Here is a 15,531-nt window from a genome sequence, read left to right as displayed (position 1 = left end):
CAAATCACGCAGGCTGAACTAACGATGCATTGGGGAGATCCTCTGTGACCACACAGATGCTCATCAGGTTGACCGTGGGCATGGGCATGACGCTGGTCGTGGCCGCCCTGGCCCTACGACGGGTCTGGTGGCTGTTCAGGCTGACGACGTCCGGGCAGCCGGCCCCCGGGCACGCCGACAACCCCGGCCAGCGGATCTGGACGGAGATCTCCGAGGTCTTCGGGCAACGCCGCCTGCTGAAATGGTCGATCCCCGGCCTGGCGCACTTCTTCACCATGTGGGGATTCTTCATCCTGCTCACGGTCTACATCGAGGCCTACGGCTTCCTGTTCCAGGCCAACTTCCACATCCCGATCATCGGCCGCTGGAACGCCCTGGGCTTCCTGCAGGACTTCTTCGCCACCGCCGTCTTCCTCGGCATCACGACCTTCGCGATCATCCGCACCATGCGTAACCCACGCGAAATCGGGCGCAGCTCAAGGTTTTACGGCTCGCACAACGGCGGCGCCTGGCTGGTCCTGTTCATGATCTTCAACGTCATCTGGACCTACGTGCTGGTCCGCGGCTCGGCGGTGAACAACGGCACCCTGCCCTACGGCAAGGGGGCGTTCCTGTCGCAGCTGTTCGGGGCGATCCTGCGCCCGCTGGGCCAGCCCGCCAACGAGATCATCGAGACGACGGCGCTGCTCGCGCACATCGCGGTCATGCTGGCGTTCCTGGTCATCGTGCTGCACTCCAAGCACCTGCACATCTTCACGGCGCCGATCAACGTGATCTTCAAGCGGCTGCCGGACGCGCTGGGCCCGCTGCTGCCGGTCGAGTACGACGGCAAGCCGGTCGACTTCGAAAACCCGCCCGACGACGCACGATTCGGCCGCGGCAAGATCGAGGACTTCAGCTGGAAGGCCATGCTGGACTTCGCGACCTGCACCGAGTGCGGGCGCTGTCAGTCGCAGTGCCCGGCGTGGAACACCGGCAAGCCGCTGTCGCCCAAGCTCCTCATCATGGACCTGCGCGACCACTGGATGGCCAAGGCGCCCTACATCCTGGGCGAGAAAACCGCCGAGCCGCTCGAGGGCCTCGACCTCGAATCGGTCCACGAAGAAGGCCACCACGTCCCCGAGTCCGGCTTCGGCCGGGTGCCCGGGCACGGGCCGGAACAGGCCGCCCGCCCGCTGGTCGGCACCGAGCAGCAGGGCGGCGTGATCGACCCCGACGTGCTGTGGTCGTGTGTGACCTGCGGGGCCTGCGTCGAGCAGTGCCCGGTCGACATCGAGCACGTCGACCACATCGTCGACATGCGCCGCTACCAGGTGATGATGGAGTCGGAGTTCCCCTCCGAGCTGTCCACGCTGTTCAAGAACCTGGAAACCAAGGGCAACCCGTGGGGGCAGAACGCCGCCGACCGGACCAACTGGATCGACGAGGTCGACTTCGACGTCCCCGTCTACGGCGAGGACGTCGAGAGCTTCGACGGTTATGAGTACCTGTTCTGGGTGGGCTGCGCGGGCGCCTACGACGACAAGGCCAAGAAGACCACCAAGGCCGTCGCCGAACTGCTCGCGATCGCCGGGGTGAAGTACCTGGTGCTGGGCACCGGCGAGTCCTGCAACGGCGACTCCGCTCGCCGCTCGGGCAACGAGTTCCTGTTCCAGCAGCTGGCGGCCCAGGCCGTCGAAACCCTGGACGGGGTGTTCGAGGGCGTGGAGACCGTCGACCGCAAGGTCGTGGTCACCTGCCCGCACTGCTTCAACACCCTGGGCCGCGAGTACCGCCAGCTGGGCGCCAACTACTCGGTGCTGCACCACACCCAGCTGCTCAACCGGTTGATCCGCGACAAGAAGCTGGTCCCGGTCAGCCCCGTGTCCCAGGACATCACCTACCACGACCCCTGCTACCTGGGCCGGCACAACAAGGTGTACGAGGCGCCGCGCGAGCTCATCGGGGCCGCCGGGGCCACCCTCACCGAGATGCCGCGGCACGCCGAGCGCAGCTTCTGCTGCGGCGCGGGCGGCGCGCGGATGTGGATGGAAGAGCACATCGGCAAGCGGATCAACCACGAGCGCGTCGACGAGGCCCTGGCCACCGGGGCCGCGACCATCGCCACCGCCTGCCCGTTCTGCCGGGTGATGGTCACCGACGGCGTCAACGACCGCCAGGAGGAGGCCGGCCGCGAGGGCGTCGAGGTGATGGACGTCGCGCAGATCCTGCTCGGGTCGCTCGAGTACGACAAGGCCACGCTGCCGGCCAAGGGTGCGGCCGCCGAAGCCGCGGCGAAGGCGGCGCCCAAGCCCAAGCCCAAGGCCGAGGCCGCCGCCGCGCCTGCCGCACCCGCTCAGGCGCCGGCCAAAGCCGAGGAGCCCGCCGCCGAGGCCCCCGCCGCGCCCGCACCCGCCAAGGGCCTGGGCATCGCCGGCGGCGCCAAGCGGCCCGGCGCCAAGAAGGCCGCCCCCGCGGCAAAGGCCCCGGAAAAGGCCCCCGAACAGGCGGAGCCGAAGGCCGAGGCCGCTCCCGTCAAGGGACTGGGCATCGCCGGCGGCGCCAAGCGGCCCGGCGCCAAGAAGTCCGCCCCCGCGGCAAAGGCCCCCGAAAAGGCGCCCGAACAGGCGGAGCCGCAGGCCGAGGCCGCGCCTGTCAAGGGCCTGGGCATCGCCGCCGGCGCCAAGCGGCCCGGCGCGAAGAAGGCCCCGGCCCAGGCGGTGCCCGAGAAGGCGCCGGAGAACGCTCCCGAGACCGCGGAAGCCGAGCCGGAGGCCGCACCGAAATCCGAGCCGGCAAAGCAGACCGGCGACGACGAGGCGCCTCCCGCAGCGCCCGTCAAAGGCTTGGGCATCGCCCGCGGCGCCCGTCCACCCGGGAAGCGCTGACCACCCGTTGACGCCGGTCAGCAAAATATCGGTGGACAGTGATGGCACCATAGTGGGGTGACAACCCACCAGCTGCCCGTGCACACCACCGGTCATCACCGGCAACGGGTGTTCGCGCAGTCGTCGAAGCTCCAGGACGTCCTGTACGAGATCCGCGGCCCGGTACACCAGCACGCCGCGCGGCTGGAGGCCGAGGGGCACCGCATCCTCAAGCTCAACATCGGCAACCCGGCGCCGTTCGGCTTCGAGGCGCCCGACGTGATCATGCGCGACATGATCCAGGCGCTGCCCTACGCCCAGGGCTACTCCGACTCGCAGGGCATCCTGCCGGCCCGGCGCGCGGTGGTCACCCGTTACGAGCTGGTCGAGGGGTTCCCCCGGTTCGACGTCGACGACGTCTACCTGGGCAACGGGTGCTCCGAGCTGATCACGATGACGCTGCAGGCCCTGCTCGACAACGGCGACCAGGTGTTGATCCCGTCGCCGGACTACCCGCTGTGGACGGCGTCGACCTCCCTGGCCGGCGGCACGCCCGTGCACTACCTGTGCGACGAGACGCAGGGCTGGCAGCCCGACCTCGCCGACCTGGAATCCAAGATCACCGAGCGCACCAAGGCGCTGGTCGTGATCAACCCGAACAACCCGACGGGCGCGGTGTACAGCCGCGAGGTGCTCACCCAGATGGTCGACCTGGCGCGCAAGCACCAACTGCTGCTGCTGGCCGACGAGATCTACGACAAGATCCTCTATGACGACGCCCAGCACATCAGCGTGGCCACGCTCGCGCCCGACATGCTGTGCCTGACGTTCAACGGCCTGTCCAAGGCCTACCGGGTCGCCGGCTACCGGGCCGGCTGGCTGGCGATCACCGGGCCCAAGGACCACGCCGGCAGCTTCATCGAGGGCATCAGCCTGCTGGCCAACATGCGGCTGTGCCCCAACGTGCCCGCCCAGCACGGGATTCAGGTCGCCCTCGGCGGCCACCAGAGCATCGAGGACCTGGTGCTGCCGGGCGGCCGGCTGCTCGAGCAGCGCGACGTCGCCTGGGAGAAGCTCAACCAGATTCCCGGGGTGTCCTGCGTGAAGCCGCAGGGCGCGCTGTACGCGTTCCCGCGGCTGGACCCCGAGGTCTACGACATCGCCGACGACGAGCAGCTGGTCCTCGACCTGCTGCTGCAGGAGAAGATCCTGGTCACCCAGGGCACCGGGTTCAATTGGCCCGCACCGGATCACCTGCGCATCGTGACGCTGCCGTGGGCCCGCGACCTGGCGGCCGCGATCGAGCGGCTGGGCAACTTCCTGGCCGGCTACCGGCAGTAGGCCCGCCGGTTCAGCGCCGCTCCAACAGCCCCAGCAGGTAGTCGCCGTACCCGGACTTGACCAGCGTGCGCGCGCGCTCCTCCAGCTCCGTATCGCTGATCCAGCCCTGCGTCCAGGCGATTTCCTCGGGCACGCTGACCTTGAGGCCCTGCCGCCGTTCCAGCGTCCGGACGTAGTCGCTGGCGTCCAGCAACGAGTCGAAGGTGCCGGTGTCCAGCCACGCCGTCCCGCGGGCGAGCACCTCGACCGTGAGCCGGCCCCGGTTCAGGTAGATCTGGTTGACGCCGGTGATCTCGTACTCGCCGCGGTCGGATTTCTTCAGCCCCTTGGCGATCTCGATCACGTCGTTGTCGTAGAAGTACAGACCGGGGACCGCGTACTGCGACTTCGGTGTGGCGGGCTTCTCCTCCAGCGACAGCGCCGTGCCGTCGGCGCTGAACTCGACGACACCGTAGGCCGACGGGTTGGCCACCCAGTAGGCGAAAATCGCGCCGCCAGCCAGGGATTGGAAGCGGTTCAGGCTGGTGCCCAGCCCCGGGCCGTAGAAGATGTTGTCCCCCAGCACCAGAGCCACCGAATCGTTACCGATGTGGTTCTCGCCGAGCACGAAGGCCTGCGCCAGGCCGTCGGGGCTGTGCTGGGTCACGTAGCTGAGGTTCACGCCGAACTGCGACCCGTCGCCCAGGAGGCGCTGGAAGCCCGCCGCGTCGTGCGGGGTGGTGATCACCAGGATGTCGCGGATCCCGGCCATCATCAGCGTGGACAGCGGGTAGTAGATCATCGGCTTGTCGTAGACCGGCAGCAACTGCTTGCTGATGCCCTGGGTGATCGGGTGCAGGCGCGTGCCGGATCCGCCGGCCAGAATGATTCCCCGCATGCGTGTCTCCTACTGAACGAGGTCGGACTCGGTGAGTTCGGTGGCCGCCAGCGCCGACGGCAGGTCCTGGTGGCGGAACACCGAGGTGACGTGGTCGTGGACCACCCGGAACGCCGACGCCGCGGTCGGCTCGTCGGAACCGGAGAACTTCTGTTCGACGACCACGACGCCGTCGTGCACGTACATCCGGCCGATCTCGGCCGCCGGGCTGCGGGACGCGACCCAGTGGCGCAGCGCCTCGTGGCCCTGCGCGGCCCCGTGCGCGTCGCCGATGTCGATGTCGTCGCTGGACAGCGCCACCAGGGTGTCGACGTCGGAGGCGTTGAGGGCGTCATGCCACGCCAGAACGGTGGCGATCTCCGATGTGGTCATGGGTGCAAGGTACCGTGCCCGGCGAACCCCGTTGCCGGAAACCCTGCGTTGCTAGAGCGGGGTCCGCTCCAGCCAGTTCCGCCACGCGGCGTCGTCGCCGAACAGCTCGATGCCCGTGTCCGCGAGCGGTACCCGGCGCACCATCGCCAGCAGCAGTTCGGTGGCGGCGCCCCGCAGCGCCACGGTGCCCTTGCCGTGCTGGTGCGACCAGCCGATCCGGCCGTCCTCGACGGCGATGGTCCACTCGCCGGCGTCGCCGAGGCCGGCATCGGTGGCGTGCAGGTGCAGGGTCTGGCCGTCGGCCAGCGGCAGCTCCGCGCCGTCCTCGCCGGCCCTGACGGCGATGCGCTCCAGAAATTCCGTGATGCCGTCGGCCGCGATCTCGGGGCGCAGCGTGAACTCGGCGCCGACGGCGATGGCCGCGTCGGCCCGGTGCACGGCGATCTCGTGCAGCCAGCGCCGGACCCACCAGTTCGCCGGGCGCGGCCCGAGGAAGGTCCACACCGGCGTCTGGGCACCGGTCAGCTCCACCGCGTCGATAAGCCGCCGGGCCCCGCCCTGCAGCCACGAGATCGCGCCGGCGGAATCCGGTGGCGGCTTGCCGTCCTCGACGGTGCGGAAGTCCAGGGCATGGTCGAGCCTGTCCCTGACGATCTGGGCCGCCCAGCGCTGGCCCCGCCCGACGTGGCGGAACAGCTGCTTGAGCGTCCACCCCGGGCAGGTCGGCACCGGGGTGACATCGTCGGCGTCCCGGCCGTCGCGGAACAGCTCGGCGAAGGCGTGGTTCTCGTCGAGGAAGGCGGCGGCATAGTCCACGCCGGCCAGGCTACCGCGGCACGATTGCGGCGAAACGCCCGTCGGTAGGGGACTTGGCCCCTACCGAGGCCGGCCGTGGTGTGCTGCGATGGAACCATGAGCATGCCGGGTGCCCCCAGCGCCCAGGAGCGGGAGAGCGTGGCGATCGAGCGGGAGCGGATCGCCGAGGAACGCGAGGGCATCGCCGCCGAGCGCGAGCACGTCGCCGCCGAGCGCGAGCAGGTCGCGACGCGACGCGAGGCGCTCACCGAAGGGCTGGAGCAATGGGTGCGTTACCTCGAGTCGCGCACCATCCTGGCCGACCGCCGCGAAACCCTGGCCGACGAGCGGGAACGCATCGCCGACGAGCGGGAGCGGCTCGCCGACGAGCGGGAGCGGCTCGCCGACGAACGGGAGCGCGCCGCCAACAACCGCGAGCTGAACACCGACCACCTGCTCGATCGCGCGACCGGCCCCAGCGCCGAGCGGGCGGCCGATCAGGGCGAACGGCAGCACGAGGCCGTGCTGCGCGAACAGGCCAACGTCGAACGCGAGCAGGCCGCCAGCGAACGAACCCTCGCGCGGCAACGCGCCGAGGGCGAAGCCGAACAGGTCAGGCAGGGTCCCGGCGGGCTCATCGGTACGGGAACGGACAGTGACGGCTGAGGACGGCGACGCCCGGCGGGGCGAGTTGGACCGCCGGGCCGCCGAGTTGGACGAGCGCGAGCGGGCCGTCGCGCACCGCGAGGCCGAGCTGGACAAGCGCGAGTATTCGGCGGACGAGCGCGATCGCATCGCCGACGAACGGGACCTGATCGCCAACAACCGCGAGCAGATGGCCGACGAGCGGGAGGCAAGCGCCGACGAACGCGAGGGCACCGCCGCCGAACGCGAACGCGAACGGGTGCAGCGTATCTACGACCAGGAACAGCGCGAGCGGGCCCGCGAGCGGCGCGACCAGGCCGACATCGGGCGCGAGATGTCGGCCAGCGAACGCGACGCCGGGGAACAGTCGCCGTCCGAGGGGCATGGCTATGCCTGACGGCGACAACCGCGTCCAGGCCGGCTCCGACCCGCGCTGGCTCGCCGAAGAGGCGTTCCGCGCCGGGCAGCGGGCGGCCGAAGCGCGGCGCGGCGCGCAGGCGGCGCAGCGATCCGCGGCCGACAGCGTGGACCACTCCGCTAACAGCCACGAGCGCACGGCGAGGGCTTACGAGGAAGCGGCCGAACAAAACGAGTCGCGCAGGGAGGAATACCTGCGGCACGCGGCTCAGCACCGCAAGTTCGCGGACGAGGACCGCCTCATGGCCCAGCAGCTGCGGGAGATGGCGGAGATCCAACCCGGCGGGCAATCACGCCGCGCTCCGGAGGCCCCGCCCGCCTAGGGGAACGCCGAAATCTACCGTTACGTAAGAGTACGTGTAGTGTGGTGCCGCCCTGTCCCCGTAACCAAGGAGTGCCGATGGTCGCCCCCGACGTGGTGTCGCCGAGCGCCCCGGAAATCGCCGGGGAGGCACTGCGCCGGCGCACATTCGCGGTGATCAGCCACCCCGACGCCGGCAAGTCGACGCTCACCGAGGCGGTGATGCTGCACGCGCGGGTGATCAACGAAGCCGGCGCCGTCCACGGCAAAGCGGGGCGCAAGTCGACGGTGTCGGACTGGATGGACATGGAGAAGGCGCGCGGCATCTCCATCTCGTCGACCGCGCTGCAGTTCGCCTACCACCACCGCGACGGCGCCGAATGCGTGGTGAACCTGGTCGACACCCCCGGGCACGCCGACTTCTCCGAGGACACCTACCGCGTGCTGTCGGCCGTGGACTGCGCGGTGATGCTGATCGACGCGGCCAAGGGCCTGGAACCGCAGACGCTGAAGCTGTTCCAGGTGTGCCGCCACCGGGGCATCCCGATCATCACGGTGATCAACAAGTGGGACCGCCCGGGCCGGGACGCCCTGGAGTTGCTCGACGAGATCGAGCGCCGGATCGGGCTGCGCCCGACACCGCTGACCTGGCCGGTCGGGATCGCGGGCGACTTCCACGGCGTCATCGACCGCGCCACCGGCGAATTCGTGCGGTTCACCCGCACCGCCGGCGGGGCCACACTCGCGCCGGAGGAGCGGATGCGCGCCGACCGGGCGCGCGAGCTGACCGGCGCCGACTTCGACACCGCGCAGGAGGAATGCGCGCTGCTGTCGGCCGACGGCGCCGACTTCGACCGGGAGACCTTCCTGGCGGGGCGGACCACGCCGGTGCTGTTCACCTCGGCGATCCTCAACTTCGGGGTGAGCCAGCTGCTGGAGGCCCTCATCGAGCACGCGCCGGCGCCGCAGGCGCCCGTCGACATCGCCGGCCGGCAGCGCGCCATCGACGCACCGTTCAGCGCCCTGGTCTTCAAGGTGCAGGCGGGCATGGACTCGGCCCACCGCGACCGCGTCGCGTTCGCCCGGGTGTGCTCGGGCGCCTTCCGCCGCGGTGAGGTCGTCACGCATGCCGCCAGCGGGCGGCCGTTCACCACCAAGTACGCGCAGTCGGTGTTCGGGCAGCAGCGCACCAGCCTCGACACCGCCTACCCCGGCGACGTGATCGGCCTGGTCAACGCGACCGCCCTGCGGCCCGGCGACACCCTCTACGTCGACGAGCCGGTAGAGTACCCGGCGATCCCGAGCTTCGCCCCCGAGCACTTCGCCGTGGCCCGGGGCTCCGACACCAGCAAGCACAAGCAGTTCCGGCGGGGTATCGCCCAGCTCGAGCAGGAGGGCGTGGTCCAGGTGCTGCGCTCGGATCTGCGCGGCGACCAGGCGCCGGTGCTGGCCGCCGTCGGCCCCATGCAGTTCGAGGTGGCCAGCCACCGCATGGGCGGCGAGCTGAGCGCGCCGATCCAGCTCGAGCACCTGAGCTACACCATCGCGCGCCGCACCCGCCCGGAGGACGCCCAGTTCCTGCAGGCCCAACGCGGCGTCGAGGTGCTGACCCGCACCGACGGCGCGCTGCTGGCGCTGTTCTCGGACAAGTGGTGGATGGAGACCATCCAGCGCAACAACCCGGACCTCGTGCTGGAGCCGCTGATCGCGGCCGCGGACTGAGATGATGCGGATCGGCGAGGTGGCGCTGCGCACCGAGCTGTCGGTGCGCACCGTGCGCCACTACCACGACGTCGGGCTGGTCGAGCCGTCGGCGCGGTCGGAGGGCGGCTTCCGGCTCTACACCGAGGCCGACGTGCAGCGGCTGTTGGTGATCCGGCGGATGAAGCCGCTCGGGTTCTCCCTGGCGGAGATGAAACAGCTGCTCGACGCGCTCGACGTGCTGCGCGGCGACCCCGACGGCACCGGGGCGTCCGACGCGCGACGCGAGCGGTCCCGCGCCGTTTTGACGCAGTGCTGGGCGCAGACCCGCGACAGCGCGGCGCGCCTGCGCCGTCACCTCGCCTACGCCGACGAACTCACCGACCTGCTGGCCGGCGCGAACGTCGGCACCAGCGGCCGCTAGGGCCGCCGCGCCCCCAGCCGGAAGACCTGCCAGCCCGCCCGCTCCCAGCGGGCGACGTCCAGGCAGCTGCGGCCGTCGACGACGACCCGGGCCCGCACCCGGTCGGCCAGGTCGTCGGGGTCCAGGTCGATGAATTGCCGCCACTCGGTCAGCACCAGCACGGCGTCGGCGCGCTCGCAGGCCTCTTCGACGGACACCGCGTAGTTGAGCGTCGGGAACAGCCGCTGCGCGTTGTCGAGCGCCTTGGGGTCGTAGACGTTGACCGCGGCGCCGTTGAGCTGCAGCTGGCCGGCGACGTTGAGCGCGGGTGAGTCGCGCACGTCGTCGGACTCGGGTTTGAACGCCGCCCCGAGGACGGCGATGTTGGCGCCCAGCAGCGACCCGCCGCAGGCGGTGCTCGCGAGCTCGACCATGCGGGTGCGGCGGCGCATGTTGATGCTGTCCACCTCGCGCAGGAACGTCAGCGCCTGGTCGGCGCCCAGCTCGCCGGCGCGGGCCATGAACGCGCGGATGTCCTTGGGCAGGCAGCCGCCGCCGAAACCCAGGCCGGCGTTGAGGAACTGGCGCCCAATCCGCGGGTCGTAGCCCAGCGCGTCGGAGAGCAGGCTGACGTCGGCGCCCGCGGCCTCACACACCTCGGAGATGGCGTTGATGAACGAGATCTTGGTCGCCAGGAAGGCGTTGGCCGACACCTTGACCAGCTCCGCGGTCTGCAGGTCGGTCACCAGGAACGGAATACCGGTCGCCAGCAGCGGTGCGTACAGTTCGCGGACCGCGGCCACGGCGCGGGTCGAATCTTCTTGCACGCCCAGCACGATCCGGTCCGGTTGCAGGGTGTCGTGCACGGCGTAGCCCTCGCGCAGGAACTCCGGGTTCCACGCGATCTCCACGTCGACCCCGCGGGGCGCCAGCGCCGCGGCCCGCCGGCTCAACTCGGCCGCGGTGCCCACCGGCACCGTGGATTTGCCGACGAGCACCGACGGCCGGGTCAGCCGAGGCACCAGTTCGTCGATGACGGCATGGACGTGGCAAAGGTCGGCGCCGTACTCGCCCTTCTTCTGCGGGGTGCCCACGCCCAGGAAGTGCACGTCGGCGAAGTCGGCGGCCAGGTCGTAGTCGGTGGTGAACCGCAACCGCCCCGCGGCGAGGTTCTCGGTCAGCAACTTGCGCAGTCCGGGCTCGTAGAAGGGGATGTCGCCCCCGGCGAGCTTGGCGACCTTGCCCGGATCGATGTCGATCCCCACGACGTCGTGGCCCAGTTCCGCCATCCCGACCGCATGGGTGGCGCCCAGATAGCCGGTGCCGAATACGGTGCATCGCATAAGACCGGTGTAGGCGGCCGCGATGAGCTAACTGCATCGACTCGCTGAGCGGTAGTTAAACGGCAGATGACACCTGACACCGGCCGGCCAGGCGCACTACAGCCCTGGGATACCGATGCCGGGAATTCCGAACCCGCCATGGCCGTGGCCGCGACCGAACCCGCCGTGCGGGATCCCCGGAAATCCGCCGTGGTCGTCGCCGCCGCCGAACGGCCCCCTCGGAGCGGGCCCCGGGCCACCGAGGAAGGGGGGCAGCGGCAGCGGGATCTGCACCGGCGGGGGCGGTGGAAGCGGGGGCGGGGCGGCCGGCGGAGGTGGGGCGGGCGCCGGCGCGGCGGGCGCCGGGGCGGGGGCCTGGGGGGCCGGGGCCTGAGGGGCCGGGGCGGGTGCCGCCGGCTCGGGCGCGGGCGCCTTGGGAGCGGGCGCCTTGGGCGCGGCCGGTGCGGGCACCTGATGCGTGGGAGCGACGAGTTTGTGGCCGGGGTTGGGTTTGACGCCGGCGTGGGGCCGGATGGCGACCGCCAGGGCCACGACCAGTGCCGCCACACCGACGACGAAGATTCCTGCCAGCGCGGTTCCCAGCAACCTGAACCTGCGATCGCGGTAACCGCCGTCGAGGAGGCTGGTCGCCGCGGTCTGGGCGCCCGGGTAGGCACCGGTGTAGGCGTCGTCGTCGGCGACGGCACTGTAGGCCAGGCTGTCCAGGCCCGCGTCAGCACCGGCCTCGAAGTAGCCGGGGGTGATGGCCATCGGGTCGATGGCGCCGGTGCCGGGGTCCTGGGCGTAGGCCAGCGCCGCGGTCGACGACGCGAACAGCGGGGCACTCGCCGACGCCAGCGCCGCGCCGCGGGCCAGCGCCGTGGCCGGCTCCTCGGGCGTGGTCAGCGGCAGCGTGGTCGCCTCTTCCAGCGCCGGTTTGATCATCGGGATGTCGATGCCGGCCCCGACGACGAACACCGCGTCGGGACGCGGGGCCAGCCCCTCGGCCTTGGAGACCATCGTGGTCAGTTGGGCGACCGCCGCGTCGTCGTCGTCGGGCAACACCTGCCGGTGAACGTCGGTGATCGAGCCGTCGGCACTGTCGACCACCGCCAGGGTGGCGGTGTCGGGCTCGATGAACAGCAGCGCGGTCTGGGCATAGTTGGTGTGGTTGCCGACCGCCTGGGCCAACGCGGCCGCGGCCAGGAAGGACGAGACCAGCATGACGTTCTCGATCTTGTGAGCGGCCAGCGCATCGCGCAGCGCGGCGGCCTCGGCGGGATCGGAGAAGGTGACCCCGGTGGAGGCCAGCTGGTAGCCACCCTCAGCGGCGCCTTCCTTGGTGCCCAGGATCGCCGACACCACCTGGTCGGCGGCGCTGATGGTCGCCGCCTGGTCGTCGGCGGCTATCCGGAACTCGTCCTCGTCGACGGTGGCACCGTCACCGCCCTGCCCCTCGACCAGGACCATCCGGACTGCCGTCGGCGCCATCGACACGCCGAGTACCGTGTCCAAAGCTCCTCCATCGTCGTTTGCCAGGCGGTGGCTTCGAGCCGTCTTCCTCTCACCCTCCGGCGTCGCTGACGCGCCGGTCGTCCCCACCCGTGTTCCCCTTGGGCCACGATTTTACGCGCTTCCGGCGGGGCGGGCGGGGCTCGCCTAGGGCCAGGGAACAGGTATGCCGTATCGATCCAGGTGGCGGCGGAGCCACGCGCCCCCGTCGTGATCGTCGCCACCGGGGCTGGTCGGGGGACTCTGTTGCGGGGGGTGCGCGGTCGGTGCGGGCGGCGGCGCGGCGGGCGCGGGTGCGGGCGAGGGCGCCGGGGGCGGCGGCGCCGGCGCGGGCGGCGGCGCCGGCGTTGCTGACGGCGGGGGCGGGGCGGGAGCCGCGGTCTTCGGGGGCGGCGCCTGCGTCGCGGGGCCGTGGGCGCCGGTCTTGAGGGTCAGCACCAGCGCGAGCGCCGCCACCCCGGCGACCAGGACCGCAACCGCGGCGCCGGCCAGCAGCACCGACCGGCGGCGACGCCGGCCGCGGTTCGGCTCGGCTTCGGCTTCGGTGTCCTCGGCCGGCCCCCGCGCCGGGGCCGCCAGATCCTTCGACGGGATCGCGAGGGTGGGCGGTTCTCCCAGCTGCGCAGTCGCCGCGGCCAGCGCAGCCCCGCGCGCCAGCGCCAGCTCGGGCTCCTCGGGAGCGGTCATCGGGAGCGGCGTCGCGGCTTCCAGCGCCAGCTTGATCGACCGGATGTCGACACCGGAGCCCACCAGGAACACCTCGTCGGGGCGGTCTTGCCGGGCTGGGACCCCCGAGACCATCGCGGCCAGCTGGGCTGTTGCCGCATCCCCCTTCGCCAGGGCCTGCCGCCGAGCGCCGGCGCCGGCGCCGGCGACGGTGTCGACCACCACCAGCGTCGCGGTGGCCGGCTCGACGAAGAGCAGCGCGGTCCGGTCGCGATTGGACGCGCTGCCGAGCGCCTGGGCGAGCGCCGCGGCCGCGGTGAACGCCGAGACCAGCGTGACGCCCTCGATGCGGCGCCGCGCGAGCGCGTCGCGCAGCGCGGCCGCTTCGGCGTCGTCGGTCCAGGTGATCCCGGTCGACCGCAGCCGGTAGCCGCCCGCCGCCGCGCTCTCCCTGGTACGCAGCACGGTGGCGATGGCCAGGTCCGTCGCGGCGGCGGCCGAGGGTGTGCCGGCTACGCGCAGGTCATCCTGGTCGACGGTGACTCCGCTGGCCCCCGCTCCCTCGACGAGCACCGTGCGGACAGCCTCCCGCGCCACGGACATGCCGAGTACAACGTCCACTGCTCCTCCACCTTCGCCTCTCGGTTCGCCCCGCCGGCGCGCGACGGCTACCTGCGCCCGAAACCACCACCGAATCCACCGAAACCATGCCCACCGCCGAAGCCGCCGAAACCGTGGCCGCCGAAGCCGTGGCCCCCGCCGAAGCCGCCATGGCCGCCGCCGAAGAGGCCGCCCAGCGGGCCGCGGCCGCCCCCGAACGGGCCGCCGAACGGACGCCGCGGACCCGGCCCACCGAACGGGCCGCCACCCAGCGGACCCCGCGGACCCGGCCCACCGAACGGGCCGTGGCCGCCGAAAGGCCCGCCGCGCAAGGGACCGTGGCCGCCCCCGAAGGGCCCGCGAACACCCGGCCCGTTGAGCGGGCCCCGGCCTCCCCACCGCGGGGCGGGCGGATGAACGACCGGCGCCCGGGGCACCGGCGGACGGATGATCGGCACCCGGGGCACGGGAACGGGCGGGGGAACCACCGGAATCGGTGCGGGCGCGCGCGGGGCCGCGGGAGCCGGAGCCACCGCGGGCGGGTGCATCGGGCGGGGCACCACCACCGGCCGGGGCGGCTTCGCCTGGACCGGCGGCGCGGGTGCGGAATGCGTTGGGACGATGATGTTTTCGTTCGGGCTGGGTCGCAAGGCGACGGTGGGGCGAATGTTGATGGCCAGGGCGATCTCCAGGGCGACGACAGCCGCGATGACGATCACCGTCAACGTGCTGCCCACCAACATCAGGGATTTGCGCCGCGGTGTCTTTGCCCGCGGGTCGAAGACGACGGTCTGCGCGTCGGCGTCCTCGTCCGGCACGGCACTGTAGGCGACGTTGTCCTCGCCGTCCCCGCCATCGCCGGACGTGTCCGAAGCGCCCTGATAGGCGGAAAGCAGCCCCGGAGACTGCCCGGCCAGAGCGAGCGGATCGATTTCGTCGGCGCCGGGATCCAGCGCGTAGGCCAGCGCGGCGGTGGACGACGCGAACAACGGCGCGTTGGCCGCCGCCAGCGCCGCACCCCGCGCCAAGGCCGTCTCCGGCTCGTCGGGCACGGCCAGGCCGAGCGACGTCGCGGCCTCCAGCGCCGGCTTGATCAGCGGGACATCGACGCCGGATCCGACGACGACCACGCCCTCGGGTCGCGCGTCGAGCGCTTCGGCGCCGGAAACCATCTCGGCGAGTTCGGCCACCGCCTCCTGGTCGTCGTCGGAAAGAACCCGGCGGTGCACATCGGAAACCGACCCGTCGGCGGTGTTGATCACGGCGAGGGTCGCGGTGTAGGGCTCGACGAAGAGCAGCGCCGTGTGCGTGTAATTGGTGGCGTCGCCGACGGACTGAGCCAGCGCGGCCGCGGCCATGAACGCCGAGACCAGCATGACGTTCTCGAGTTTGTGGTCGATCAGCGCATCGCGCAGCATCGCGGCCTCGACGTGATCGGTCCAGGTCACTCCCGTCGACAGCAGCTGGTAGCCACCCTCTTCGGCGCCCTGCCGGGTGCCGAGAATCGCCGACACCACCTGGCGCGGCGCGTCCGCGGGCGATGACTGCCCGGTGTCGAAGTCGTCCTGGTCGACGACGACCCCGTCGGCGTTCTCCCCCTCGACGAGCACCATGCGGACCCTGGTCGGCGTCATCGAGACGCCGAGCACGATGCCCACCACTTTTCCCATCCCCCTGGGTAATTCGCTGCGCCGTCCACGGTACAAACCGGGATCGCCTTGGTCACCGGTCGA

At 71.6% G+C, this 15,531-nt stretch carries 13 protein-coding genes and 1 pseudogene; 7 read left to right on the top strand and 7 right to left on the bottom strand.

What is annotated here, in order from left to right:
- The first annotated feature begins 44 nt into the window (after positions 1-44).
- Both ACJ512_RS02790 and ACJ512_RS02785 read left to right on the top strand, forming a co-directional pair.
- Positions 45-2,867: a (Fe-S)-binding protein gene (locus ACJ512_RS02790; RefSeq protein WP_407689149.1), complete on the top strand. Its 2,823-nt coding sequence runs from the start codon at positions 45-47 to the stop codon at positions 2,865-2,867.
- A 31-nt stretch (positions 2,868-2,898) separates the two neighbouring features.
- Positions 2,899-4,187: pseudogene (locus tag ACJ512_RS02785) on the top strand (pyridoxal phosphate-dependent aminotransferase).
- Between the two features lie 10 nt (positions 4,188-4,197).
- On the opposite strand, the gene rfbA reads toward ACJ512_RS02785, so the two are convergent.
- The 3 genes from rfbA to ACJ512_RS02770 are packed head-to-tail and all read right to left on the bottom strand — an operon-like array spanning position 4,198 to position 6,252.
- The gene (rfbA, locus tag ACJ512_RS02780) at positions 4,198-5,064 is read right to left on the bottom strand and encodes a glucose-1-phosphate thymidylyltransferase RfbA (RefSeq protein ID WP_407689148.1); all 867 of its coding nucleotides are present in this window, start codon (positions 5,062-5,064) and stop codon (positions 4,198-4,200) included.
- Positions 5,065-5,073: 9 nt separating this feature from the next.
- Complete coding sequence (locus tag ACJ512_RS02775) at positions 5,074-5,436, bottom strand: nuclear transport factor 2 family protein (protein WP_407689147.1); 363 nt, start codon at positions 5,434-5,436, stop codon at positions 5,074-5,076.
- Between the two features lie 51 nt (positions 5,437-5,487).
- Complete coding sequence (locus ACJ512_RS02770) at positions 5,488-6,252, bottom strand: maleylpyruvate isomerase family mycothiol-dependent enzyme (RefSeq protein ID WP_407689146.1); 765 nt, start codon at positions 6,250-6,252, stop codon at positions 5,488-5,490.
- 96 nt (positions 6,253-6,348) lie between these two features.
- Between ACJ512_RS02770 and ACJ512_RS02765 the strand changes: the two genes are divergently transcribed.
- The 5 genes from ACJ512_RS02765 (at position 6,349) to ACJ512_RS02745 (ending at position 9,719) form a co-directional block, all read left to right on the top strand.
- Positions 6,349-6,897, top strand: a complete 549-nt coding sequence (locus ACJ512_RS02765; protein WP_407689145.1) for a hypothetical protein — start codon at positions 6,349-6,351, stop codon at positions 6,895-6,897.
- Positions 6,887-7,273 carry a hypothetical protein gene (locus ACJ512_RS02760; RefSeq protein ID WP_407689144.1) on the top strand — a complete coding sequence of 129 codons (387 nt, stop codon included), beginning with the start codon at positions 6,887-6,889 and terminating at the stop codon, positions 7,271-7,273. The genes ACJ512_RS02765 and ACJ512_RS02760 overlap by 11 nt, the downstream gene beginning before the upstream one ends.
- Positions 7,266-7,616 (top strand): hypothetical protein, encoded by a 351-nt coding sequence (locus ACJ512_RS02755; RefSeq protein WP_407689143.1) that lies wholly within the window; start codon positions 7,266-7,268, stop codon positions 7,614-7,616. Before ACJ512_RS02760 ends, ACJ512_RS02755 begins: the two co-directional genes overlap by 8 nt.
- Positions 7,617-7,693: 77 nt before the next feature.
- Positions 7,694-9,316: a peptide chain release factor 3 gene (locus ACJ512_RS02750; RefSeq protein WP_407689142.1), complete on the top strand. Its 1,623-nt coding sequence runs from the start codon at positions 7,694-7,696 to the stop codon at positions 9,314-9,316.
- A 4-nt stretch (positions 9,317-9,320) separates the two neighbouring features.
- Positions 9,321-9,719, top strand: coding sequence for a MerR family transcriptional regulator (locus ACJ512_RS02745; RefSeq protein ID WP_407689141.1), 399 nt, complete (start codon positions 9,321-9,323; stop codon positions 9,717-9,719).
- Here ACJ512_RS02745 and ACJ512_RS02740 read toward each other — a convergent pair.
- The 4 genes from ACJ512_RS02740 to ACJ512_RS02725 form a co-directional block, all read right to left on the bottom strand.
- Complete coding sequence (locus tag ACJ512_RS02740) at positions 9,716-11,041, bottom strand: UDP-glucose dehydrogenase family protein (RefSeq protein WP_407689140.1); 1,326 nt, start codon at positions 11,039-11,041, stop codon at positions 9,716-9,718. The two genes, ACJ512_RS02745 and ACJ512_RS02740, sit on opposite strands and share 4 nt — an antisense overlap.
- Positions 11,042-11,137: 96 nt before the next feature.
- Entirely contained in the window at positions 11,138-12,535 is a 1,398-nt protein-coding gene (locus ACJ512_RS02735; protein ID WP_461479962.1) for a DUF7159 family protein, read from the bottom strand.
- 144 nt (positions 12,536-12,679) lie between these two features.
- Positions 12,680-13,819 carry a DUF7159 family protein gene (locus ACJ512_RS02730; protein ID WP_461479961.1) on the bottom strand — a complete coding sequence of 380 codons (1,140 nt, stop codon included), beginning with the start codon at positions 13,817-13,819 and terminating at the stop codon, positions 12,680-12,682.
- Positions 13,820-13,866: 47 nt separating this feature from the next.
- On the bottom strand, positions 13,867-15,459 hold the full coding sequence (locus ACJ512_RS02725; protein ID WP_461480092.1) for a DUF7159 family protein: 1,593 nt from the start codon (positions 15,457-15,459) through the stop codon (positions 13,867-13,869).
- Between the last annotated feature and the right edge of the window lie 72 nt (positions 15,460-15,531).

Source organism: Mycobacterium cajalii, assembly GCF_045809005.2.
Lineage (GTDB): Bacteria > Actinomycetota > Actinomycetes > Mycobacteriales > Mycobacteriaceae > Mycobacterium.
The sequence above is the reverse complement of the archived record's forward strand: the minus strand, read 5'-3'. Positions and strand labels throughout refer to the sequence as shown.

Coding starts and splice junctions, on each gene's coding strand:
- ACJ512_RS02740 (WP_407689140.1), bottom strand. CDS start 11,041: ATGCGATGCACCGTATTCGGCACCGGCTATCTGGGCGCCACCCATGCG.
- ACJ512_RS02765 (WP_407689145.1), top strand. CDS start 6,349: ATGAGCATGCCGGGTGCCCCCAGCGCCCAGGAGCGGGAGAGCGTGGCG.
- rfbA (WP_407689148.1), bottom strand. CDS start 5,064: ATGCGGGGAATCATTCTGGCCGGCGGATCCGGCACGCGCCTGCACCCG.
- ACJ512_RS02755 (WP_407689143.1), top strand. CDS start 7,266: ATGCCTGACGGCGACAACCGCGTCCAGGCCGGCTCCGACCCGCGCTGG.
- ACJ512_RS02750 (WP_407689142.1), top strand. CDS start 7,694: ATGGTCGCCCCCGACGTGGTGTCGCCGAGCGCCCCGGAAATCGCCGGG.
- ACJ512_RS02775 (WP_407689147.1), bottom strand. CDS start 5,436: ATGACCACATCGGAGATCGCCACCGTTCTGGCGTGGCATGACGCCCTC.
- ACJ512_RS02745 (WP_407689141.1), top strand. CDS start 9,321: ATGCGGATCGGCGAGGTGGCGCTGCGCACCGAGCTGTCGGTGCGCACC.